The sequence below is a fragment of the uncultured Lactobacillus sp. genome, from assembly GCF_902491705.1.
In the GTDB taxonomy this organism is placed as follows: Bacteria; Bacillota; Bacilli; order Lactobacillales; family Lactobacillaceae; genus Lactobacillus.
Genome location: NZ_CABUIW010000002.1, coordinates 1 through 23,525, shown reverse-complemented (window position 1 = coordinate 23,525; position 23,525 = coordinate 1). Strand labels below are relative to the sequence as shown.

21 protein-coding genes are annotated in these 23,525 nt (G+C 35.0%); 16 read left to right on the top strand and 5 right to left on the bottom strand.

Going from position 1 to position 23,525, the window contains the following annotated elements:
* The 3 genes from RDN22_RS00700 to RDN22_RS00690 are packed head-to-tail and all read left to right on the top strand — an operon-like array spanning window position 1 to window position 4,664.
* Window positions 1-1,215 (top strand): DNA repair exonuclease, encoded by a 1,215-nt coding sequence (locus RDN22_RS00700; protein ID WP_308554917.1) that lies wholly within the window; start codon window positions 1-3, stop codon window positions 1,213-1,215.
* Window positions 1,196-3,694, top strand: coding sequence for an AAA family ATPase (locus tag RDN22_RS00695; RefSeq protein WP_308554915.1), 2,499 nt, complete (start codon window positions 1,196-1,198; stop codon window positions 3,692-3,694). Before RDN22_RS00700 ends, RDN22_RS00695 begins: the two co-directional genes overlap by 20 nt.
* Window positions 3,687-4,664, top strand: coding sequence for an HD domain-containing protein (locus RDN22_RS00690; RefSeq protein ID WP_308554913.1), 978 nt, complete (start codon window positions 3,687-3,689; stop codon window positions 4,662-4,664). Before RDN22_RS00695 ends, RDN22_RS00690 begins: the two co-directional genes overlap by 8 nt.
* A gap of 67 nt (window positions 4,665-4,731) precedes the next feature.
* Here the strand turns inward: RDN22_RS00690 and RDN22_RS00685 are convergent, their stop codons facing one another.
* The 3 genes from RDN22_RS00685 to RDN22_RS00675 form a co-directional block, all read right to left on the bottom strand.
* A complete protein-coding gene (locus RDN22_RS00685; RefSeq protein WP_308554911.1) occupies window positions 4,732-5,637 on the bottom strand; it encodes a peptidylprolyl isomerase PrsA in 906 nt (301 codons plus the stop codon).
* A 117-nt stretch (window positions 5,638-5,754) separates the two neighbouring features.
* Window positions 5,755-6,111, bottom strand: a complete 357-nt coding sequence (locus RDN22_RS00680; RefSeq protein ID WP_308554909.1) for a YtxH domain-containing protein — start codon at window positions 6,109-6,111, stop codon at window positions 5,755-5,757.
* Window positions 6,112-6,122: 11 nt separating this feature from the next.
* The gene (locus RDN22_RS00675) at window positions 6,123-6,554 is read right to left on the bottom strand and encodes an HIT family protein (protein ID WP_013438466.1); all 432 of its coding nucleotides are present in this window, start codon (window positions 6,552-6,554) and stop codon (window positions 6,123-6,125) included.
* Between the two features lie 93 nt (window positions 6,555-6,647).
* Here RDN22_RS00675 and RDN22_RS00670 point away from each other — a divergent pair, with 93 nt between their 5' ends.
* The 5 genes from RDN22_RS00670 to ytpR are packed head-to-tail and all read left to right on the top strand — an operon-like array spanning window position 6,648 to window position 10,315.
* Window positions 6,648-7,391 carry an ABC transporter ATP-binding protein gene (locus tag RDN22_RS00670; RefSeq protein ID WP_308554906.1) on the top strand — a complete coding sequence of 248 codons (744 nt, stop codon included), beginning with the start codon at window positions 6,648-6,650 and terminating at the stop codon, window positions 7,389-7,391.
* The gene (locus tag RDN22_RS00665; RefSeq protein ID WP_308554904.1) at window positions 7,384-8,598 is read left to right on the top strand and encodes an ABC transporter permease; all 1,215 of its coding nucleotides are present in this window, start codon (window positions 7,384-7,386) and stop codon (window positions 8,596-8,598) included. The genes RDN22_RS00670 and RDN22_RS00665 overlap by 8 nt, the downstream gene beginning before the upstream one ends.
* 11 nt (window positions 8,599-8,609) lie before the next feature.
* Window positions 8,610-9,269, top strand: coding sequence for a tRNA (guanosine(46)-N7)-methyltransferase TrmB (trmB, locus tag RDN22_RS00660; protein ID WP_308554902.1), 660 nt, complete (start codon window positions 8,610-8,612; stop codon window positions 9,267-9,269).
* Window positions 9,270-9,327: 58 nt separating this feature from the next.
* Complete coding sequence (locus tag RDN22_RS00655) at window positions 9,328-9,648, top strand: thioredoxin family protein (RefSeq protein ID WP_308554899.1); 321 nt, start codon at window positions 9,328-9,330, stop codon at window positions 9,646-9,648.
* Window positions 9,649-9,667: 19 nt separating this feature from the next.
* Window positions 9,668-10,315, top strand: a complete 648-nt coding sequence (ytpR, locus tag RDN22_RS00650) for a YtpR family tRNA-binding protein (protein ID WP_308554897.1) — start codon at window positions 9,668-9,670, stop codon at window positions 10,313-10,315.
* Window positions 10,316-10,385: 70 nt separating this feature from the next.
* Here the strand turns inward: ytpR and RDN22_RS00645 are convergent, their stop codons facing one another.
* On the bottom strand, window positions 10,386-11,213 hold the full coding sequence (locus RDN22_RS00645; RefSeq protein ID WP_308554895.1) for an AraC family ligand binding domain-containing protein: 828 nt from the start codon (window positions 11,211-11,213) through the stop codon (window positions 10,386-10,388).
* 220 nt (window positions 11,214-11,433) lie between these two features.
* Between RDN22_RS00645 and RDN22_RS00640 the strand changes: the two genes are divergently transcribed.
* The 8 genes from RDN22_RS00640 to murC all read left to right on the top strand — a co-directional run bounded on the left by RDN22_RS00640 (window position 11,434) and on the right by murC (window position 23,337).
* Window positions 11,434-13,368, top strand: a complete 1,935-nt coding sequence (locus RDN22_RS00640) for a PTS sugar transporter subunit IIA (RefSeq protein ID WP_308554893.1) — start codon at window positions 11,434-11,436, stop codon at window positions 13,366-13,368.
* Window positions 13,369-13,378: 10 nt separating this feature from the next.
* A complete protein-coding gene (locus RDN22_RS00635) occupies window positions 13,379-15,580 on the top strand; it encodes an alpha-galactosidase (protein ID WP_308554891.1) in 2,202 nt (733 codons plus the stop codon).
* Between the two features lie 286 nt (window positions 15,581-15,866).
* Window positions 15,867-17,087, top strand: coding sequence for an ATP-binding protein (locus tag RDN22_RS00630; RefSeq protein WP_308554889.1), 1,221 nt, complete (start codon window positions 15,867-15,869; stop codon window positions 17,085-17,087).
* 123 nt (window positions 17,088-17,210) lie between these two features.
* Window positions 17,211-18,215, top strand: coding sequence for an aldo/keto reductase (locus RDN22_RS00625; protein WP_308554887.1), 1,005 nt, complete (start codon window positions 17,211-17,213; stop codon window positions 18,213-18,215).
* Between the two features lie 106 nt (window positions 18,216-18,321).
* A complete protein-coding gene (locus tag RDN22_RS00620) occupies window positions 18,322-19,194 on the top strand; it encodes an AraC family transcriptional regulator (RefSeq protein ID WP_308554885.1) in 873 nt (290 codons plus the stop codon).
* A 75-nt stretch (window positions 19,195-19,269) separates the two neighbouring features.
* Entirely contained in the window at window positions 19,270-20,667 is a 1,398-nt protein-coding gene (locus RDN22_RS00615) for a subtype B tannase (protein ID WP_308554883.1), read from the top strand.
* A gap of 9 nt (window positions 20,668-20,676) precedes the next feature.
* On the top strand, window positions 20,677-21,861 hold the full coding sequence (locus RDN22_RS00610; protein WP_308554881.1) for an MFS transporter: 1,185 nt from the start codon (window positions 20,677-20,679) through the stop codon (window positions 21,859-21,861).
* A gap of 156 nt (window positions 21,862-22,017) precedes the next feature.
* Window positions 22,018-23,337, top strand: coding sequence for a UDP-N-acetylmuramate--L-alanine ligase (murC, locus tag RDN22_RS00605; RefSeq protein ID WP_308554879.1), 1,320 nt, complete (start codon window positions 22,018-22,020; stop codon window positions 23,335-23,337).
* A 71-nt stretch (window positions 23,338-23,408) separates the two neighbouring features.
* On the opposite strand, the gene RDN22_RS00600 is transcribed toward murC, so the two are convergent.
* A partial coding sequence (locus RDN22_RS00600; RefSeq protein WP_308554877.1) for an IS3 family transposase occupies window positions 23,409-23,525 on the bottom strand: 117 nt, incomplete at its 5' end.

Sequence of the window (23,525 nt, the reverse complement as noted above, 5' to 3'; positions counted from 1 at the left end):
ATGAAATTTATTCACTTTGCGGATGCGCATTTAGATAGTCCATTTCGTGGGCTATCTTTTTTGCCATCTAAGGAATTCAACCAAATATATCAAGCAGCTGATCAATCATTAACCAAGATTGTTGATCTAGCATTAGAAGAAAATGTTGATCTAGTATTAATTGCAGGTGACACTTTTGATAGCAGTACGCCATCACCTAGATCACAATTATTTTTTGCTAAAGAAATTAAGCGATTGACTGATCAGAAGATTCAAGTGGTCATGATTTTTGGTAACCATGATCATATGAAGAAAGACGATCTCTTAGTTGAAAAAACGCCATATTTTAAATTGCTGGGTGATAACGAAAAAGTAGAGAAAGCCACTTTTACTACTAAAGATGGTTTTACTTATGACGTAGTTGGTTTTTCATACTTAAATAACCATATTACTCATGATATGATCCCAGATTTTCCTGAAAAAGGAACTGATTATACTTTTGGCCTAATGCACGCACAAGAAAAGGCGCAAGCTAATAACGTTTACGCTCCTTTTACTGTACGTGAAGTGCAAAACCTTAATTATGATTATTTTGCTTTAGGCCATATTCATGCTCGTAATAACTTGTCAGAAAAGCCTTGGATTGTTTATCCGGGTAATATTCAGGGTCGTCATATTAATGAAATGGGCGAAAAGGGATGCTATCTTGGTGAGATTGATGAACAGACTAAAAAAACAAGCATCGAATTTAAGCAGACTAGTCCAATTGTCTGGCAAGCTGCAGAAATTAACTTAGAGCAAGAAATCGATAAATCAAGCTTGCAGACCCAAATCATTGATGCGTTGAGTCAGACTAAGCAAAAAACTTACTTTAGTTTAACTATTAAAGGGGCACAGTATTTAACTGAAGAAGAGCGAGAATTAACTGCCGATACTGATTTTTGGCAAACAGTTTCTCAAAATTTACCATTTGATTCGCAATTAGTTGATGTGCGCTATGAAACTAATACTAGTCTTGAATTGAATGAAAATGATCAACAAGCTTTTGAAAAGGCTAAGGCAGAAATTTTTGATATAGATGAATTCACCAAAATCGTAAATGATTGGAAGAAGAAAGATCCAAAAGCCGCTGCTTTAGCAGAAGATCCTAAATTTATTGAAGCCGTTAAGCAATTGACTGAAGTGAAGTTAATGAGCAGATTGAAAGGAATTAAAAATGAGACTGAAACAAATTAATATCATCAATTTTGGCCAGTTTTCAAATAAATCTTTTGATTTGCCAAGTAAAGAAATTAACGTCTTCTTTGGTGCAAATGAAGCAGGAAAAAGTACTACAGTAGCTTTTATTAAGCAAATCATGTTTGGCTTTCATTTGCGTAGTAATTCATCGCCATTTTTTGAAGATTATACGCCACTAGCTCATGTTAGTCCGATGGGCGGTAGCCTTGTTTTTGAAGCAGAAGATGGCGAATACGAACTAGAACGTTTGTATGCTAAAGGTGACAAAACCAAGCGAGGCATTTTAACTGTTAAAAAAGATGGACAGGTAGTGCCTGAAAGCCTATTTTTTGATCAAATTCAAAATATTGATGGTTCATTTTATGCTGACAGCTTTATCTTTAACCAAGAAATGCTGGGGCAGGTAAGCAGTTTAAGCCAAGAAGATCTGCTGGAGCGTATTTATTATTTAGGTGCAGCAGATAGTGGTAAATTGCTTGAGATGCGCGATGATTTTGCTAAAGAAGCAGGGAAGCTATTTAAGAAAACTGGTAAAAAGCCAGAAGTAAATCGTCTGCTTACGCAAATGGAAAATGATCGCGGCGAATTAGCTCAAACGCAAGCTGAATTTAATGACTATAAAGAACTTGATCGCGATTTAAGTGCTAAAAATGATGAATTAAAGACTAAGCAGCAAGCTCTAGAAAAATTACAAAAACGTGCCCAAGAATTGCGCGATTTGCAAAAAGAATTGGGTAATTATCAAACTTTACTGGACTTGCAAAAGCGAGTTAAGGATACGTCTTTTGACAGTGAAAATTATCAAAAAGCGCAAGACATCATGGCTCAAGGTCGTAATTTGCAAAAGACGATTAAGTCTTTGGAAGACCAATTAGCCGATTTAGATAAAGATGATCAGACTAATTTAGCTGCCAATAAAAAGATTGTGCAACAAAAACCTCAACTACTTCAATGGCAAGCAGAATATCGTGTTTGCATGCAAAAAGCTGATGAACTTGAACAAGAAAAAGATCAAATTCTTACTTTATCTCCTGATACTAGAAAAGTTCTTGATTTAACGCCAGATCAATTAAGGCAGCTTCAAGCTGACTATTTGGCTTTACCTAAACAAGAAAATAGAAATGAAGCAGTTAGCAACAATTCAAATGATAAAATTTGGTATATAGTTGGGACACTACTTACCGCAATTGGATTGCTTTTCCTAGTCATGGTGGGAACAGCTGGCGTGATTGCTGCAATTACTGGATTAATCTTTTTGGCTATTGGTTATGTTAAAGGCAATAATGCCAATAAGCAAAATGCAGCTATTTTAGAAAAACAAAAATTAGTTGCTCAAAAAAGACAAGATTTTCAAAAGCAATATGGTTTAAATCCTGATACTTTGGATGTTAATAACCTGTTGTCTAATGCAAACCAGTATCACTTAAAAGAAAGTGCTGAAAAAGCCAATAACGAGCAATTGAACCAGATTAATCAAGAAGTCTCTCAATTGGCCACGAGTGTACAAAATGCGCTGAAAAAGCCGATAGAGAATGATTTTGGCTCCGTTTTAAACGGAATCGATGAATTAGATGAAAAAATCGATCAGTCTCAAGAAATCGGTCAAAGAAGACTAACTCTTTCGTCGTCTTTAAAGCAAGATAAGCAAGATTTGAAAGAATTGGGTCTGAAACTACAGACTTTATTTGCACAAGCTGGCGTGCAAAATATGGCTGACTATGATGCTTTGTATCAAGATTCATTAGAGCAGGCTAAAATTAAGACTCAAATTGAAGCACTCAAGAAGAGCTTGAATGATGATTTAACTGAATTAGCTGACTCTAAGCCAGATGAATTAGAGCAAAAATTGCATGAATTGAATGAGCAAATTAGTTCTGCCAATGATGAAATAAATGATTTGCAGCAGCAAGTAGCTCAAGTGCAAGTCAAATTAAACAATATGGCAGATTCTACCGCTGTATTTGAAGCAAAGCAGGAATTAGCTAATGCCGAAACCAATTTTGCTAATAGCAGCAAGGAATATTTAGCTAATTTATTAGCATCCAAATGGATTAGTCGTTCACTTGATTTAGCTTCAAATGAACGCTTCCCTAAGATGTTAAAAGCAGCTAAAGAATACTTGGCTTTACTTACAGGTGGCCGCTATGTTGACATTGATCTAGGCAAAAAATTAACAGTTGTCAGAAAAGATGGCAAAAAGCGTGATGTTAAATATTTATCTCGCGGTACAGCAGAACAACTTTACTTTGCTCTAAAGCTTGCCTTTGTTGAACAAATTAAAGATGAAATTAACTTGCCAATTTTGATTGATGATTCATTTGTTAACTTCGATGACAAGCGGATAAAATATATTGAGCAGTTATTGAAAAAGATAAGTGAAAACAATCAAGTGTTAATTTTTACAGCTCAAGAAAACTTGGTCGAAAAATTAGGAATTCAGCCTTTAACTTTCACGAAAGGACAAGAAAATGCTTAAACGACTCTTAGATTATAATGATGGTGAAGAAATGGATATTGTCGTTTTGATCAAAAATTCGCAATTGCGACGCAATAAAAAGAATAAGCTTTTTTTAGCAATGCAATTTGGCGATGGATCAGGCGAGATTCGCGGTAATTTTTGGGATGCAAATAATCAAGATGCGGCAACTTTTAGCACCGGTACGATCGTAGAGTTAAATGGTAAAAGAGAAGAGTATCAAGGTCGTCCCCAAATTCGTATATATAGTTTGAGAGTAGTAGGACCTCAAGAAGGATATTCGCTAGATCAATTTATCAAGTCAGCTCCAGAACCAATTAATGATATGCAAGCTGAAATTAATCAATTTGTTGATCAGATCGAAAACAAGAACTGGAAGATGATTGTCCAATATTTGTTGAAAAAATGGGACAAACGCTTCTATGATTATCCGGCAGGAAAAAGCAACCACCACGCTGTTCGAGGCGGCTTAGCTTTTCATACCTTGTCGATGCTTAAAGATGCACGTGGTTTAGCTGATAACTATGAACAGGTAAACCGCTCACTGCTCTATGCGGGATGTATTTTACATGATATGGGTAAAGTCCTGGAATTATCTGGTCCAGCAGCTACTCAATATACTGCAGAGGGTAATTTGGTTGGACACTTAGTTTTAATTGATGAACAAATTATGCTGGCAGCTCAAGACTTAAAGATGGATCTTGAATCTGAAGACTTGCTTTTGCTTAGACATATGGTATTGTCACACCACGGCCGGTTTGAATATGGTTCACCAAAACTCCCAGCACTTCTTGAAGCTGAATTATTGCACCGCATTGATGATTTGGATGCGGCAGTTTATGCAGTAACCAATGCTTTACAACATACGCCAAAAGGGACGTTTACTGATCCATTGCAAAGTCAAGATGGTAAGCGTTACTACCGTCCAAAGTATGATCCAGCATTAGATCAAGCTAAGCATTTGGAATAATAAAAGAACGTAAAAAAATACGCTAAGATTTTTATCTTAGCGTATTTTTTAATTACTAATAAATTAATTATTTAGTAGCACTAGTGGTTGAAACGTATGATGCCAATACGTCTTTCAAGTCGTTATCCTTGATTGAAACATCAGCACGCTTCAAAACAGTTGAGATAACGTCCTTCATAGTTGCTTGATCTTGAGCCATTGATGCATAAATTTCATCATCGATAGCCTTCTTGTGATCAGCAAACTTACCTTTAGCTGGGTGATTGATCATCTTAATTACGTGGTAACCAGATTGTGACTTAACTGGAGTTGAAGTTACTTCACCAGTCTTAAGCTTGAATGCAGCAGTCTTGAATGATGAGTCAAGAGTGTTGTCAGTTGAGTCAAATGCAGGAAGCTTACCAGCCTTGTTCTTAGTAGCAGTATCAAGTGAGTACTTCTTAGCTAAACTTGCAAAGCTCTTGCCGTCCTTCAATTGCTTAATGATGCTTTCAGCAGTTGATTTCTTAGCAACTAAAATGTGTTGTACAGTTACCTTAGGTTGGTAGCTCTTCCAAGCTTGTTGTTCTTGCTTCTTTGAAATCTTCTTAATGTGCTTTAATGCTTGTTCAGAAAGAAGGTTAGTCTTTAAGTTTTGCTTGAAGCTTGAAGCAGTCATGCCGTTTTGTTGTAAAACAGCACTAAATTGTGAGCCATATTGCTTCTTGTAGTTGTTGTATTGCTTGTCAACTTTCTTTGATGAAACATACTTGCCGTATTGTTGTTCCAAAGCACGGTTGATAATCATGTTAGCCAAAGCTGACTTACCAGCTTGTGACTTCTTCATTTCATCGTAGTATTGTTGTTGGGTAATCTTACCACCCTTGTAGGAAGCAACAGTAGCGTTATTGCCGCTATTAGAACAAGCAGCAGTAGATAATGCAACACCAGCTACAGCAACGACTGCAGCAATTTTCTTCATATAACTCTTCATATAATTAAATCTCCACATCCTTAAATAAGTAACTGTCAACTAATATACCATAAAAATGAGCAAATCGTTTTTAAATAGCGAATATTCATAGAAAAATCAAATTTTCTTTAATTTTTCTTAGTCCTTTTCGTCAGTTTGATCGTCCGAAGTAGTCAATGAATCCAAGTCTTGGCTAATTTCATCACCTTTTTGCTTCATTCGATCTACTGTTGGTTGAATATGTCTTGAATATTTTTCAATGTCATCACTAATATCGCTGACTGTACGCTCAGCTGCAGGCAATTGCTCACTTAAGTCATGGCTAGCTTGTTTAGCCTTAGTTAATGCTTCGCTAAAGCGATTGCCTTCATGCTTGAGTGCTTCAAATTCATCTTTTAATGGCTTACCAGGGCGGTTGCCATCGCTATCTGTAAGGCAAGAAAAAACGAATCCAGCAGCAGCGCCAAAAACGGTACCTAATAAAAAGCGTTTCATTTGTTTACCTCTTAAAATTGAGCTTTAATCTTATCTGCAACTTCGTTGTATTTTGCTTCATCGTATTTGTCAGCGTTGTTGCGAGTCATTAATTTCAAGCCATCGCCTTCAAAACGAGGGATAAAGTGAATGTGTGAGTGCATAACTACTTGGTTAGCGGACTTACCGTTGTTGGTAGTGATGTTCATACCGGTTACGTTAGGGAATGCCTTCTTAATTGCGTTGGCAATTTCAGGAATGTATTGCAAGTATTGTTGTGCATCTTCTTTGGTGTAGTCAAACAAGTTAACGATGTGCTTTTTTGGCACCATTAATGTATGACCAGGATTTACTTGTGAGATGTCCAAGAAAGCTTTAACATCGTCGTTTTCAAAAACGGTGTAGCTTGGAATTTCACCACGAATAATTTTACAGAATAAACAATCGTCTACTAATTTTTCCATAATTAAAATACCTCTTGTGTTTGAACTTTAGTTTCCTTTTGTTTTCATGCTATCATAAACTATGTACAAATTCAGTAAAGAAAGATAGGAAAAATGACGTTAAAAATTGAGAACTTGACTGGGGGCTATACAGGCGTTCCAGTTATTAAAGATATAAATTTAGAAATAAAGCCAGGTGAAGCACTTGGTTTAATTGGTTTAAATGGGGCGGGTAAGTCAACTACGATTAAGCACATTTTGGGCTTGCTTAGACCCCAAAAAGGCAAGATTTCTTTAAATGACGTAGTTTTGACTCAGCAACCTACAAAGTTTAAGCGTCAAGTTGCCTATATTCCTGAAACGCCAATTTTGTATCCAGAATTAACCTTAAAAGAGCATTTGGAATTAACTATACTTAGCTATCATTTGGATGAAAAAAAGGCTTGGGAAAGAGCACATGAACTGCTTAAGATGTTCAGACTTGATGATAAGCTTGAATGGTTGCCAATCCACTTTTCAAAAGGGATGCGCCAAAAGGTAATGATCGTTTCTGCCTTTTTAGCTGATACAAGCTTATTAGTAATCGACGAACCATTTACAGGACTTGATCCTTTGGCTGTTGCTAACTTAATTGATTTAATCAAAAAAGCGATTGCTAACGGTAAGATGGTGCTAATGACTACACACGTTTTGGCTGATGCTCAACAAGCTATTTCAAATTATGCTGTTTTAAACAATGGCACAATTGAAGTTATCGGTAGCTTGCAAGACATTCGTAAGCACTACGGCTTAAAGCCAGATGATCCATTTGATAAGTTGTATTTAGCTTTGAATAGAGAGGATCATGGTAATGCGTGAGTTAGCTAAAAAGAGATTAAGTGAAAATCTAAAACAGTCAGTTAAATATTTAACGCTGGTTTTCAATGACTTCTTTATTCTGGCTTTGATCTTTTTAGTTGGGGCATTAATGTTTTGGTACGCTGAAGCTATGAAGACCATGCCTACTAATCTTTGGTTTTATAAACCACTAGTTGGCTTTATCCTTTGGCTGCCGCTTTTAACAGGGCGATTAGTTACCTTGATTAAAGAAGCGGACATGCAGTTTCTTTTCACTCAAGATGAGCAAATGGAAGAATACCTAAAGCCAATGTATCGCTACAGCTTGGTTTTGCCATTTATTTTGGAAATCTTGCTGGCAGGAATTGTTTTTCCGTTTGCAACAATTAAAGCTGGAATCGGTGCAGGTAACTACTTCCTGTACGTTTTAGCATTACTAATTTTAAAATGCATAGAACTAGTAATTGAAACCCAGAATCTTTATTTTGGCAAAAGATACAGTTCATGGATGGTTAATTTAGCTGCATTAGTATTGTCAGTTTTAGGCAGCTACTTGCCAATCGTTTTAATAGTTATTTGCTTGGTTGGTGAATACTTAGCTAGCCGCGTACTTAAAGAAAAGAAAACGCAACTTTTTGACTGGCGTTATGCAGTAGAAAATGAACGTGCAAGAAAAGAACGTGTCTACTCTGTCTTTAGCATGTTCACCGACGTAGCTGAAAAACAGGTCAATATTAAGCGTAGAAAGTATTTAGACTTTCTTTTACCTAAGTCAATTGCCAAGGAAAATCCTAACTTATTCTTATACAGAAGATCTTTATTGAGAAATCCTGAATATTTGAATTTATTAGTTAGAATGACAGCTTTCGCTATTTTGATTTCTTGGCTTGTACAAGATTGGCGCTGGGCACTTGGCATGTCATGTTTGGTAATTTTCTTGACTGTTTATCAATTATTGCCAATGGCAACCGAATTTGACCGCAACTTTATGTACCGCGTTTACCCAATTGAACGTCAAAATCGTGGCAAAGATTTAGTGAAGGTATTAACCTTAGGCTTGCTTATTCAATGGTTATTAATCAGTGTCTTCTGGTTAGTTGTATTACCAATTAATTTGAACTTGTTTGAAGCAGTTGGCATTTTGCTAGTGTTTACTGCATTAGTGACTGCAATTTATTTGCCAAACAGAGTTAGAAAAATGAATCAAAAGAACTTTGGAATTAGATAGGAATAGAGAAAATGAGATTAAGAAACAAACCTTGGGCTGTAAAGCTAGTTAATGATCACCCAGAGAGTGTATTGCAAAATCCCGATCCAGAAAAGAAGATTGATTGGGCAGAGCGTTTTGGAAATGATCATCCAATTGAAATTGAAGTAGGTTCAGGCAAGGGTCACTTTATTACTACCTTAGCTGAAAATCATCCTGATAAAAACTATGTTGCTTTGGAATTGCAAACAACAGCTGCCGGTATTATTTTGAGAACTAAGCTTGAAAAGAGCTTGGATAACTTGCAGATTTTGCGCGGAGATGCGGCTGATATCAACTGTTTCTTTGATAAAAACACTACTGATGTAATTTACTTAAACTTCAGTGATCCATGGCCAAAGAGTCGTCATGAAAAGCGTCGTTTGACTTATAAGAGCTTTTTAAGCAAGTATGAGCAAGTATTAAAGCCAGAAGGTCATATTGAATTTAAGACTGATAATTCAGGCTTATTTGCTTATTCCGTGCAAAGTATGAATAATTACGGGATGCACTTTGACTTTGTATCAGTAGATTTGCATCATGAAAAGCCAGAAATCGTTGAAAAGAACATTGAAACTGAATATGAGCATAAATTTGCAGCTAAGGGCAATCCAATTTATGCACTTCACGCAAGTTTTGAGACTGACAAGTAGTTGGCAAAAAAATATCTTTTTTGTATAATACTTGTAAAAAGTAAGAGAGGCTAAAGCTATGGAAGCAATTAACAGTTTAACTGAAGACAAGTTGCAAGAAATTACTAAATCTGGTCGCGTTGTTTTGGAATTTACAGCAGATTGGTGCCCAGATTGTAAATTTATCAAACCATTTATGCCAGAAATCGAAAAAGATTTTGCGGACAGTAAATTCTATGAAATTAACCGTGATGACTCAATGGATGTCGCAAAAAAATTGATGATTATGGGAATTCCTTCATTTGTTGTCTACCAAGATGGCAAAGAAATTGGTAGACTAGTAAATAAGGACCGTAAAACTAAAGATGAAGTAGAAAACTTTTTACGATCACTTGACTAAAAGAGGAGACTAAACAAGCATGATTACTAGTACTAATAAAGAAGCTTATCCTAACACTTTGATCGTTATCTTAGGTCATGATGAAGGACGCAGCTCATTTGAAGAAAAAGAAGACGTTACTCGCGTAACTAATGACGAAGGCAAGACTATTGGTTTTAACTTCTTCAACGTTGATAAGTTGATCGACTTTGACAAGTTGCCAAATGGTCCAGTTAAGCTTTCAGATGATGAACTTGCAGCTCTTAACAAGAAGCTTGAAGAAGTTGGCTTTGATGACAAACTCGCATACGGCAAGCCAACTTTGGTTTACGGCTACGTTAAGACTTGTGAAAAGCACCCTGATTCAGACCACCTCCACGTAACTACTGTTGAAGTAGGCGACGGTGAAGAACATCAAATTGTTTGTGGTGCTCCTAACATTGCTCAAGGTCAAAAGGTTGTTGTTGCACTTCCTGGTACTTTGATGCCAAACGGTGAACAAATTTGGCCAGGTCAATTACGTGGTGTTGATTCATACGGTATGATTTGTTCAGCAAGAGAATTAGGTTTGCCACACGCACCTCAAAAGCGCGGTATTATGGTAGTTCCTGATTCATTTGAAGTTGGTGCAGAATTTGAACCAACTAAGTGCGATGAATTAATCGCTAGCGGTGAAATTACTTTATAATTTCATAATTAAAAAGGCGCTCATTCATAACTCAAAAGGTTATGGATGGGCGCTTTTTGTCGTACAAATATTAATTTATTAAACGGTAATTCTTAGGACTGAGTCCATTGTATTTTTTGAAGGCTTTAGAAAATGTGAACTCATCATTATAACCAACTTCAGCCGCAATTGTTTTGATGGAATTATCGGAATTTTGCAATAATTGCTGTGCTTTTTCCATTCTGAGTTTGATTAGAAATTGTTGTGGAGATAAGGCAATCTCTTTTTTGAAAAGAGAGTAGAGATAGCTTCGAGAAATATTTAATTTATGGCAGAGCACAGTGATATTACAATTAGTATCACTAAAATTGTTTTCTAAATAGGCAGTAGCCAAATTAAGGTCATTTTTGGCTGAATCAGTATTTTTAGAATGTGGGTTAGGATATTCGGTTAGCAAGTAATAAAAAGTATGATACAGCAATGATTCAATTAATAGATCATTACTTAGTGAAGCTGGCAAGTGAGTTGCATCGTATAACTGAAAAAGATAATCTTTAAAGTTGCTTTTTTGTACTTGGCGCAAATAATTCTTTTCATTCAAAAGCGAATTCTTAAAAATAGAAGTGATTCGTGTACCTGATAATCCAATCCAAAAATATGACCAAGGATCTTGACCATCGGCTTGGTAAAAGCAAGGTACGTCCTTAGGAAGAATAAAGACATCGCCAGCTTTTAGTTCAACAACATGATGATTGGCAGAGGAGAATATTCCTTTGCCTTTTTGTATGTAGTGAATAACGTAATTTTCTCTGACGTTGTTACCCTTAAAAAAGTAGTTAGGAGAACAATTTTCTTGTCCAAAAAATAGAACATTGCTTTCAAATCCCTGATTAGATAAAGTGTGATATTCCCCGTCCATTTTTTACTCCAATCGAAATATTATGACATTAAAAACATGGATTAATGTTTTTAGCAATATTTAAAATACATTGATATTATAGCATTTTACTTAATATTGCATGTCTAAATGTTTATTATTCAAAAAGACATTTTTTAAAATGATGATTCTATGGTGGATTTTAGGCAGAAATATAATAATTAATACTGTAAGCGGATACAAAAGATAGAGGGAGAAAATTATGGAAAATAAAGAAAACAAAATGTCGCTGGGAGCACGGCTGGCATACAGCTTTGGTGCTTTTGGTAATGATGCATTCTATGGACTGCTATCTGGATATTTAATTATGTTCATTACATCACACTTGTTTAACACAGGTAGTGCAGCCCAAGATGCAAAAATGATTAGTATGGTTACCTTGATCATTATGGGATTGAGAATTGTAGAATTGTTTATCGATCTTTTCATTGGTAATACAATTGACCGTACTAAAACTCGCTGGGGTCACTTCAGACCTTGGGTTGTAGTTGGTGGTAGTATTTCAGCAGTAACTTTGCTGGTATTATTTACAAATATGGGCGGTCTATATCAAAAGAACGCCGTCTTATATTTGATTGTTTTTGCAATCTTATATATCACAATGGATATCTTCTATTCCTTTAAAGACGTCGGCTTTTGGTCAATGTTGCCATCATTAACAACTAGTTCAAGAGAACGTGAAAAGACAGCTACATACGCTCGTGTAGGTTCAACCGTTGGTGGTGGACTTGTTGGTATCTTGGTAATGCCAGCTGTTATCTTCTTTTCAGCTAAGGCTACTAGTACAGGTGACGATCGTGGCTGGTTTATCTTCGCTTTGATTATTTGTACGATTGCCTTTGTTTCAGCATGGTGTGTAGGTTTATTCACACGTGAAGTTAACAGTGATATTCGTAAGAATAAAAAAGATACTAAAGGTGTAGTTGGCATTTTTAAGGCATTAGCTGGTAATGACCAGTTGATGTGGGTAGCTTTAGCATACTTGTTCTATGGTGTAGCAATTAATATTACTAACTCACTAGAAGTATATTACTTCACGTATATCATGGGTATGCCTAAGGCATTCTCAATCTTTTCAACAATCAATATCTTTTTAGGTATTATCGCAACCTCATTGTTCCCAATTTTATCTAAGAGAATGAGTCGTAAAGCTTTATTTACTTTATGCTTAGTAGTTATGCTTTGTGGTATGGGAATCTTCGCCTTTGCTGGTAGCAACTTAGCATTAGTTTTAGTTGCCGCATCAGTATTTGGATTCCCACAACAAATGGTCTTCTTAATTGTCTTAATGGTAATCACTGACTCAGTTGAATATGGTCAATTAAAACTTGGTCACCGTGATGAATCACTTGCTTTGTCAGTTCGTCCATTAATTGATAAATTCGGTGGTGCTGTATCAAACGGTGTAGTTGGTCAAATTGCTATTATGGCAGGGATGACTACAGGAGCAACTGCTTCAACTATTACTGCTGCTGGAAGAACTAACTTTAAATTGATGATGTTTGCAGTTCCAGCTGTAATGTTGATCATTGCGATTATAATTTTTGCAAGTAAAGTTATCTTAAGTGAACAAAAGCACGCTGAAATTGTTGCTGAACTTGAAAAAACTTGGGGCAAGAAATTCGCTAACAATAATGAAGACTTGGCTAAGCCAACTGCTAAAAAGATTGAAATTCCAACTCCAATTGCAGGTAAATTACTTAATTTAAGAGAAGTTAAGGATGAAACTTTCTCATCAGGCAGTGTAGGTCAAGGTTTTGCAATTAGGCCAAGCGATGGTAAAGTTTATGCACCATTTGATGCGACAGTAAGACAGGTATTTACTACAAGACACGCTGTAGGGTTAGTTAGTGATACTGGAGTAGTTTTATTAATTCATATTGGTATCGGCACTGTTAAACTTAAGGGAACTGGTTTTGTTTCCTATGTTTCAGAAGGTCAAAAAGTTAAAAAGGGACAAGAATTAATCGAGTTCTGGGATCCAACCATTAAAAAGGCTGGCTTGGATGATACTGTGATTGTAGTCGTTACTAACTCAAATAAATTTGCGGATATTCATTTAACTAAGTCAACTGATACAGAAGTAACTGCTGGTGAAGATGTCTTATCACTAGAAGCCAAGGATTCAGATCAATAGGAGAAATAACATGAACACAGAATTAATCACTATTGATGAAAAAGAAAAAGTTTTCCATCTGCATAATTCAAAAATTTCTTATATTTTTTCTGTAGAAGATGGTGGCACGCTTAGTCACTTGTATTTCGGAAAAAGAGTAAATAATTATCATAATGAAATGAAATATCCTAGAGTTGATCGTGGCTTTTCTGGAAATCTGCCAGGATCACTTGATCGAACCTTTTCACGTGATACTCTTCCTAAAGAATACAGCAGTGCTGGTGAAATGGATTATCATACTCCAGCCACAATAGTGCGACAAGAAAACGGATCTAATAGCCTATTTTTGAAATATAAAACTTATCGTGTAGTTGCTGGTAAGCCTGATTTAAAGGGATTGCCTCACTCATGGGTTAAAAGTGATGATGAAGCTCAAACTCTGATTATTACTTTAGAAGATGAAGTAACTAAGCTCGAATATGATCTGCTTTACACGATTTATCGTGATCGATCAGTAATTGCTAGAAGTGTTAAGGTAAAAAATACCGGTAAAGATGCGGTTAATTTAGAGAAAGTTGCTTCAATGCAAGTTGATTTTGTTAACCGCGATTTTGAAACAATTACTTTACCTGGTGCTCACGCTAATGAAAGACATTTGGAAAGAGAAAAAATCAGTCAAGGCATTCATGTTTTCTCAAGTCATCGCGGTACTTCTAGTCACCAAATGAATCCATTCTTGGCATTAGTTGATCCAAGTACGACTGAATTTCAGGGGGATGCATACGGCTTTGCCTTGGTATATTCAGGTAACCACAAGTTTGAAGTAGAACGTGATCAAATTGACCAAATTCACTTAAATATTGGAATTAACGATTTTAACTTTAGTTGGAAATTAAAGTCTCATGATGAATTCCAAACTCCAGAAGTATTGATGGTTTATTCAGATCATGGTTTAAATCAAATGAGTCAAACTTTCCATAGTTTAATTCATGATCGAATTATGCGTAGTAAATTTAAAGATCAACTTCGTCCGATTTTAGTTAACAATTGGGAAGCAACATATTTCGATTTTAATGAAGACAAGTTAAAGCCAATTGTTGACGAGGCTAAGAAGTTAGGCATTGAAATGTTCGTTTTAGATGATGGTTGGTTTGGTCATCGTGATGACGATAATTCTTCATTAGGGGATTGGAAGGTTTATAAAAAGAAATTCCCTAATGGACTAGAACATTTTGCAGATTATGTTCATGACCAAGGTCTAAAATTTGGCTTGTGGTTTGAACCAGAAATGATTTCAATTGATTCTGACTTGTATAAAGCGCACCCAGATTATTTAATGCATGTGCCAGGTCGCAAGCCAAGTCCATCACGAAACCAATATGTACTAGATTTAGGACGTAAAGAAGTACGTGATAATATTTTTGATCAAATGACCAAGATTTTGGATAAAGTTCAAATTGACTACATCAAATGGGATATGAACCGTCATTTGTCAGATATTTATCAAGCTGACTTGCCAGCAGATGAGCAAGGCGAAGTATATCACCGTTACATATTAGGATTTTATGATTTGCTTGATAGATTAGTAACTCGTTATCCAAATATCTTGTTTGAAGGCTGTTCTGGTGGTGGCGGTAGATTTGATGCCGGTGCAGCTTACTACACTCCACAAATTTGGGCTAGTGATAACTCAGATGCGATTGCTCGTTTAATAATTCAATATGGTACTAGTCTGGTTTACCCACAATCAATGATGACATCTCATGTTTCAGTTAGTCCTAATGAGCAAAATGGCCGTATTACCCCATTTAATACACGCGGCTTAGTTGCAATGTGGGGCGACTTGGGATATGAACTTGATTTAACTAAATTGAGTGCCGAAGATGCTGAAAACGTTAAAAAGCAGATTGAGCAATATAAGAAGATACGCAGAATTACTCAATATGGTAAGTTTTATCGCTTGAAGTCACCAATGAATAGTAATCAATGTGCATGGATGACTGTTTCTGAAGATAAAGAAGAAGCAGTGGTTACTGTTGTTAATGTATTGTCTTACGCTCAGCCATATCTTACTAAGACAAAATTGATGGGACTTGATCCACAAAAGCAATATGAAAATGTTGAAACTCATGAAGTCTTTGGCGGCGATGAGTTAATGAATATGGGCTTCTATGATCAAGTAGCGCATAAAGATTTCACAGCTAAGATGTATCATTTCAAGGCTGTGAAATAATTAAATATATATTTTACTTAAACCCTTTCTCTCTCAGTGAAAAGTCGTAAAAGTTAAGTGCTTTTGCGGCTTTTTTGTTTTTGAAAATAATGTTTAATATTTTGATCGAAATTGTCAAAATTGCAAAAATGATTAAAATTTTGATCAGAAATGCAGAATTTGCAATATTGTTTAATAAATTAATCAAAAATGCTAAAATGACAATAATGTTTAAAAGATTAATCAAAACTGTCAAAATTGCAAAAATGATTAAAATTTTGATCAAAATTATATCGAGGAAGAGACAATGTTCATTATTCAAAGACCTACTTATTTAGAATTTCTCAAATCTTGGCAAGATAAACCAGTAATTAAAGTGGTTTCTGGAATAAGAAGATGTGGAAAGTCTACGTTGTTCTATATATTTCAAAATTACTTATTACAAAATGGTGTATCTAAAGATAATATTATTCAAATTAATTTGGAGACTCCTGATTTCTTTAATTATGAGACTTCCACTCAGCTTTATGAATACCTTAAACCCAAGCTAAAAGTGCCAGGGATGAAGTATATTTTTATTGATGAAGTTCAACATATTAAAGATTTTGAAAAAATTGCTGATGCATTGAATACTTTAGAGGATGTAGATTTGTACTTGACTGGTTCAAATGGATATTTCATGTCAGGTGAATTAGGTACGCTTCTTACTGGTAGATATGTTGAATTAAAAATGCTGCCGTTGTCGTTTAAAGAATATGTTGATGGATATCAGCGACTTTACCCTGAGGATCAGCTCAGTTTGCCGCAAATGTATAATAACTATTTACATTTCAGTTCGTTTCCATTTACAGTGCAGCTGCATAATAACTCAGTGCAAATTCGAGAATATTTAGATGGCATATATTCTTCAATTCTTTATAGAGATGTGCAGACAAGATTAGGCAACTCAGATAAGGCACTTCTTGAACGCATTGTTCATTTCATATTTGATAATGTTGGTAACCAATTATCTATTCGAAAAATTGCTGACACGATTACAAGTGATGGGATGAAGGTTTCGCCTGCTTCAGTTTCAAAATATCTTGATGCAGTAGTTGGAAGTCTTATGGTTTATCGTGTACCTCGTTTTGATATTCATGGTAGAAAATTATTAAGAAGTGAAGAGAAATATTATATTGCAGACATGGGTCTCAGATATTTTTCTTTACCAACTAAAAAAGCTGATAGTGGACATATTCTAGAAAATATTGTGTATCTAGAATTATTGAGACGTAATTATACTGTCAGTGTTGGAAAATTGAAAAATGGGGAAATTGATTTTGTGGCTCAAAGAGGAAATGATATTGAGTATTATCAGGTTTCTCAAACAGTTCTGGATCCTAAAACTATGGAAAGAGAGTTAAAACCTTTTGCCCAAGTAGAAGACCATTATCCTAAGTTTTTGCTGACGTTAGATGAAGTAGGAGCAGGTGAAAATCTTAATGGTATTCGACAGTTAAATGTTTTGGACTGGTTAATGGGTAAGTAAAAAGCCTAAGAAATAATCATAACCTAAAGTTATGACCAGCCAATAAAAATTAGTATTTTACGATGGTTATCCTAGTTAATAGAATGAAAGTATAAAGTATGTTTCTAGCATAGGAGAAAAATTATGAAGTATGTAAATTTAGGCAATACTGATATTAAAATATCTCCACTCACTGTGGGATGCATGAGCTTTGGCGAAGCAAATGATATGTTTCCTTGGGCAATTGGCTACGATGAAACTAACCGTGTAGTCAATGATGCACTAGACCTTGGCCTTAACTTTTTTGACACTGCCAATGTTTATTCTGCAGGTCAAAGCGAAGAATTTTTAGGTCGTGTTTTAAAGGATAATAAGATCCCACGAGCTAAGATCGTAATTGCTTCTAAAGTGTACTTTAATCCTGGTCGATTAAGCTCAGAAGCTATTCACCGTGAAATCGATAGTACCTTGAAGAGATTAGGTACCGACTATCTTGATTTATACATTATTCACCGCTTCGATTATGACACGCCAATTGAAGAAACAATGACCGCACTTAATGACTTAGTTAAATCTGGTAAAGTTCGTGCAATTGGTGCTTCCGCAATGTACGGCTATCAATTTCACAACATGCAAGTTTTTGCTAAAGAAAATAATTTGGCAATGTTCCAAGCAATGGAAAACCATTATAATTTGCTTTATCGCGAAGATGAAAAAGAATTGATTCCAATCTGCAAGCAATATGGAGTTTCATTAATGCCATACAGTCCTTTGGCTGGTGGTCATTTAGCTCATACTGGTTGGACTACTAATACTAAGCGTAGTCAAACTGACGGTGTCTTAAAGGGTAAGTATGACAGAATGAAGGAATTTGACTACCCAATCGTTGAAAGAGTTCATGAACTTGCAGAAAAGCATGGCGTTCAAATGTCTGAAATTGCTCTTAGTTGGGAGTGGGCTAAAGGAATTACTGCTCCAATTGTTGGTTCGACTAAGAAGAAGCATATTGAAAGTGCAGTTCATGCGATGGACGTAAAGCTTACTCCAGATGAAATAAAATATTTGGATGAATTATATGTGCCACACCCAATTGTTGGTGCAATCAAGAAAAATCCACCTCAAGGCACAGTTTTGCTTGATAAGAAATAATGATGATATAATTCAATTGATAATTGAATTAGCAATTAATCGGATTTTCACGATTAGTTGCTTTTTTATTTGTTTCAACTGAGCAAGAAAGAAAAAGAGTTTTTAAATGAATACAGTTAAGTTTTTATCGGTAGAACCTAAAAATAAAAAATTGCCTTTTAATTGTTTTTTACATGATAAAAAAGACACGGTTTTTATTCCCAAACATTGGCATGATACGTATGAAATTAATTATGTAATTGAGGGCAAAAATCAAAATTTTTACATTGACGGCAAAACATTTGATCAAAGAAAAAATGAAATAGTTTGTGTGAATCCCTATGAAATTCATGGCTTAAATTTGCCTGCTAATCCAGATAGATTAGCTTTGACCCTTATGATTCCTTTAGCATTTTTAAGTAATATTGGTATAGATAAAGCTGAAAAGAATCTCAAAAATAGGATATATGAACCGGAAAATTCAAAGTATATATTCTTAATTCAATTATTTAAAGAATTGGCTAAGTTGAAAATTCAAGAAAAGAAGACAAAAGAAACAAACTTGACTGAAGAAATAGGTTTAGGTTACGCAATTTTGGGAATTCTTTTTAAAGATTTTGTTGTTACAAATACTGGATTGCAAAATAAAAAGGATCATAGCTATAGATATATAGAAGAAGCATTAAGCTGGATTGATCAACATTATCAAGAGCCAATAACTATTTCAGGTTGGGCTAGAAATTGTTCATTGTCAGAAAGCTACTTTTCTCATATTTTTAAGAAAAGTACAGGTTCTACGCCAATGAGTTATCTGAAGAAAATAAGGCTAGTACATGCGCGTCAAAGTTTACAAAATGAAGAAATAACAATGACAGAATTAGCTGCTAAGGTTGGTTTTGCTAATGTAAAGGCAATGAATGACGCTTTTAAGGAAATAACAGGATTAACCCCATATCAATATAAATTAAGTAAGCGAAAAGCAGGATTTGACTCTTTTTAAGTTATAAAGATATTTCGTCTTCTTTTGGAAGCGATTACACTAGCTTGTGAGAAGTGAAAGAAAGAAGAGATTATAATGTTGGATTTAAATGCAAAGGATTATAAAGATCAGCAATTTACTGATCATGGCAAATCATTTTTATATCGTGCCTATATGAATATTCCTTATGTTGAACGTCCAGTTTCAGACATTCAAAAATTGAATATTTTTATTCCATTAGCATATTTTCAAGATGTAAGTATTAATGGGTATACCAAAGAAACAGCCCCAATTTTTATGCCAAATACAGTAGGTGGCTATATGCCAGGGCCTCGAGATTTTCCTGAAAATAAAACGTTTCCTAATAATTCGGAAACAATAAAAAAAGCTTTAGAACATGGCTATGTAGTTGTATCAGCTGGGCTTCGTGGAAGAACATTAAAAGATAAAAATGGAATTAATATTGGTAAAGCACCAGCTTTTGCTGTTGATATGAAAGCTGCAGTTCGTTATGTACGTCATAATTCTGATAAAATACCCGGTAATACTGAAAGAATTATTACTAATGGTACTAGTGCTGGTGGAGCCACATCTGCAATAACAGGAATTTCTGGTAATTACCAATTTTTTGAAAAGTATTTGGATGAATTAGGAGCGGCACATGAATCAGATGCTGTTTTTGCGGCCAGTTGTTATTGTCCTATTCATAATTTGGAACATGCAGATAGTGCTTACGAGTGGGAATTTAATGGAATTAATAATTGGAAACGTGGTGAGTTAGTCAAACCTGGGAATCCACCTGTTTTTAAAGATATAACAGGAACATTAACTGAAGAAGAAATAAAACTATCACAATTACTTAAAAATAAATTTATTTCATATCTAAATAATTTGCATTTAAAGGACGAAAAGGGCAATGAATTGGTGCTTGATAAAGAGGGAGAAGGGTCATTCTTAGATTATGTGAAAAGATATATCGTACGTTCAGCGCAAATTGCTATTGATCAAGGTGCTAAATTAACTGGTCAAGAGGGAATCACTGTTCATAATCATCAAGTTGAAACCATTGATTGGAAAAAATATCTTAACTTTATTACTAGAATGAAGAGTGTTCCGGCATTCGATGATTTAAATATGAAAAATCCAGAACCAGATTTATTTGGTGATAAAGAAGTTGAAAGCAAGCATTTTACTAATTTTGCTCAAAAATATAGTCATGTTGCTTCAGAATTAGCTGATCCTAAAATCGTTAAGGCTATTAATCCAATTACTTATCTAACTGAAGAAAAAGCTGATAGTGCAAAATATTGGAGAATTAGACATGGTGCCAGTGATAGAGATACGTCCTTTGCTATTCCAATCATTTTAGCTACTTTGCTTCAGAATAAAGGTTATCAAGTGGATTTTGAAATACCATGGGGAACTCCTCATAGTGGTGATTATGATTTGCGAGATCTGTTTACATGGATTGATCGTGTGTGTGCGAAAGGCTAAGGCGTTATTATGAAAAACAAAAGTGTTGATGGGTGGTCTTGCAAGGGAGCAATTATTTCTTCTACCATTTTAACCGCGGGTGTTGGATTAGGTTCGGTATTTTTACCTAGTTTGAAAGCTAGTTATCCTAACTTATCGGAAGTAATGTTAAAATCGTTTGTGTCTTTACCTAATGCTGCACAATTGGTAGCCCTTTTATTAGTTGGTTGGTTAAGTGCTAAGATTGGTAAAAGAAATTTATTAGCCTTATCTTCAATATTGTTTGCGATAAGTGGTATTTTACCAATATTTGTTAAAGATTTTACGATTATTTTAATTGGGAGATTATTATTAGGTTTTAGTGTTGGTTTGGCTCAACCTTTAGGTACCGCTCTTTTAGCTGATTTTTATAATGATAAAGAAAGAAATACTTTAATGGGTTATCAAAGTTCGTTATCTGGTTTTGGTAATATGTTCTTAACTTTCATTGCTGGCTTGTTTATTGCTTCTAGTTGGCGCTGGGGGTTTATAGTTTATTTATTGGGTTTAGTAATATTTGCCATGTTATGGTTATTCGTACCTAATGATAGGGTAGTATTGGGTGATAATGATGCTTATAGTATTAAAAAGAAAGAGCATGTTAATGCTAAGGAAGTAGTTAAATCAATTATTTGGTGGGCTGTAGCAATGTTTTTGTTTAATATGGCTTACAGTTCTGGCATTTTAGACTTTAATTTAACAGTTGTTGAAACGAAAGCTGGATCAGCCACTGACGCAGCTAATATTGTAGCGGCTACTAGTATAGTTGGAATTATTGCTGGACTTATTTTTGGTAAATATGTTCAATTAACCAAAAAATTTGCTGGAATTCTAGCAGTTGCTTTGATGTTAATTGGAAATGTAATATTGGCAATTGGTAATACTTTAATAATCTTTATTATTGCCTATGCTTTAATTGCTTTAGGTTTCGGCTTGTTTATGCCATATATTATGACGGCAGTAAATCAGAAATCCACTAAAACAACGTCAGCTTTAATTACTGGGCTAACTTTATCAGCCGGCTCAATCGCTAACTTTACTTCAACATATTTTTATGCAGGTTTCTCACATATTTTTGGTAAAACTAACAGTCAATTTGAATTTTATTTTGGGGCTTTATGTTGTTTAATTTTAATCATTGAACTTTTTGGAATGAAAGCTAAAAAATTATTATAAAGATATAGTTATTACTGCTAAATATTATAGACAATATATAAATGCATTGGATAAGTCGCCAATGCATTTTTCTTTTATCAGCCATTCTTTTTACGTGAAAAATGTTAAAATAAAAGTCGAATATTTAAGCAATTAATTTTTGGAGAATGAAAAGACATGTTAGATAAAAACAAGCAAATTTGGTTTATTGGTATTAAAGGAACTGGTATGGCTTCATTGGCATTATTACTTCACGATTTAGGCTACAATGTTGCCGGAAGCGATATCGAAAAGTACACCTTTACTCAAGTGCCACTTGAAAAAGTTGGTATTGATGTTAAGAACTTTGATCCAAATAACATCAAGAGCAATGAAGAACAAGTAATTGTTAAAGGTAATGCTTTTAAAGAAGATAACCCAGAAGTTAAGGCATGTATCGATAAAGGTGTTAAGTGGCAATCTTACCCAGATACTGTTGAAGAAATCGTTCAAATGCACACTTCAATCGGTATTTCAGGTACTCACGGTAAGACCTCAACTACTAGTCTTTTGTCACACGTTTTAGGCGAAGTTGCACCAACTTCATACTTAATTGGTGATGGTCGCGGTAAAGGTGTTGAAGGTTCACGCTTCTTTGTTTATGAAGCTGATGAATACCGTCGTCACTTCTTGGCATATCACCCAGATTACCAAATTATGACTAACATTGACTTTGATCACCCAGACTACTTCAAGGATCAAGCTGATTACACCAGCGCATTCCAATCAGCTGCTGATCAAACTAAGAAGGCATTGTTCGTATGGGGTGATGACAAGCGTCTTCAAAGTCTTAAGACTGATATTCCTAAGTACACTTACGGCTTTAACGACACTGATGACTTCCAAGCAACTCAAATTAAGAAGTCAACTACTGGTTCTAAGTTCCACGTTTTAGCTCATGGCAAGGATCTTGGCGAATTTGAAATTCATTTGTTTGGTGACCACAGCATTTTGAACTCAACTGCAGTAATTGCTGTTGCTTACACTGAAAAGGTACCAATGGATGATATTAGAGACGGTCTTCTTACATTCAAGGGTGCTAAGCGTAGATTTAGTGAAAAAGACTTTGGTGACATCGCCGTAATCGATGACTATGCACACCACCCAACTGAAATGCGTGCAACTATCCAAGCAGCACGTCAAAAGTTTCCAGATAAGAAGTTGGTAGTTGTGTTCCAACCACATACTTTCTCAAGAACTAAGAAGTATCAAAAAGACTTCGAAGAAATTTTAAGTGATGTAGACAAGGCTTATGTCACTCCAATTTATGCTTCAGCAAGAGAAGCTAACGGTGACATTTCAAGCGAAGATTTGGTTAAGAACATCCCAGGCTCAGAAGTAATTGACTTAGACAACATTCAAGATTTGACTAAGAACAAGAACTCTGTAGTTGTATTCATGGGTGCTGGTGACATTCCTAAGTACGAAGATGCTTATGAAGCATTATTAAAGGACTAATATAATCTCTTAAAAAGACAAAAATACCCTCTAAATCATAATTGTGAAGTGGGACCTAAAAAGTAGACATTTTAAAACATAGGATTAATAGAGGCTTGATTCCGATATTCTTTCGGAGTTAAGCCTTTTAATCTGCTCTTTATCCTTTCTTCGTTATAGTATTTGATATATTCCTCTATAGCTTGAGC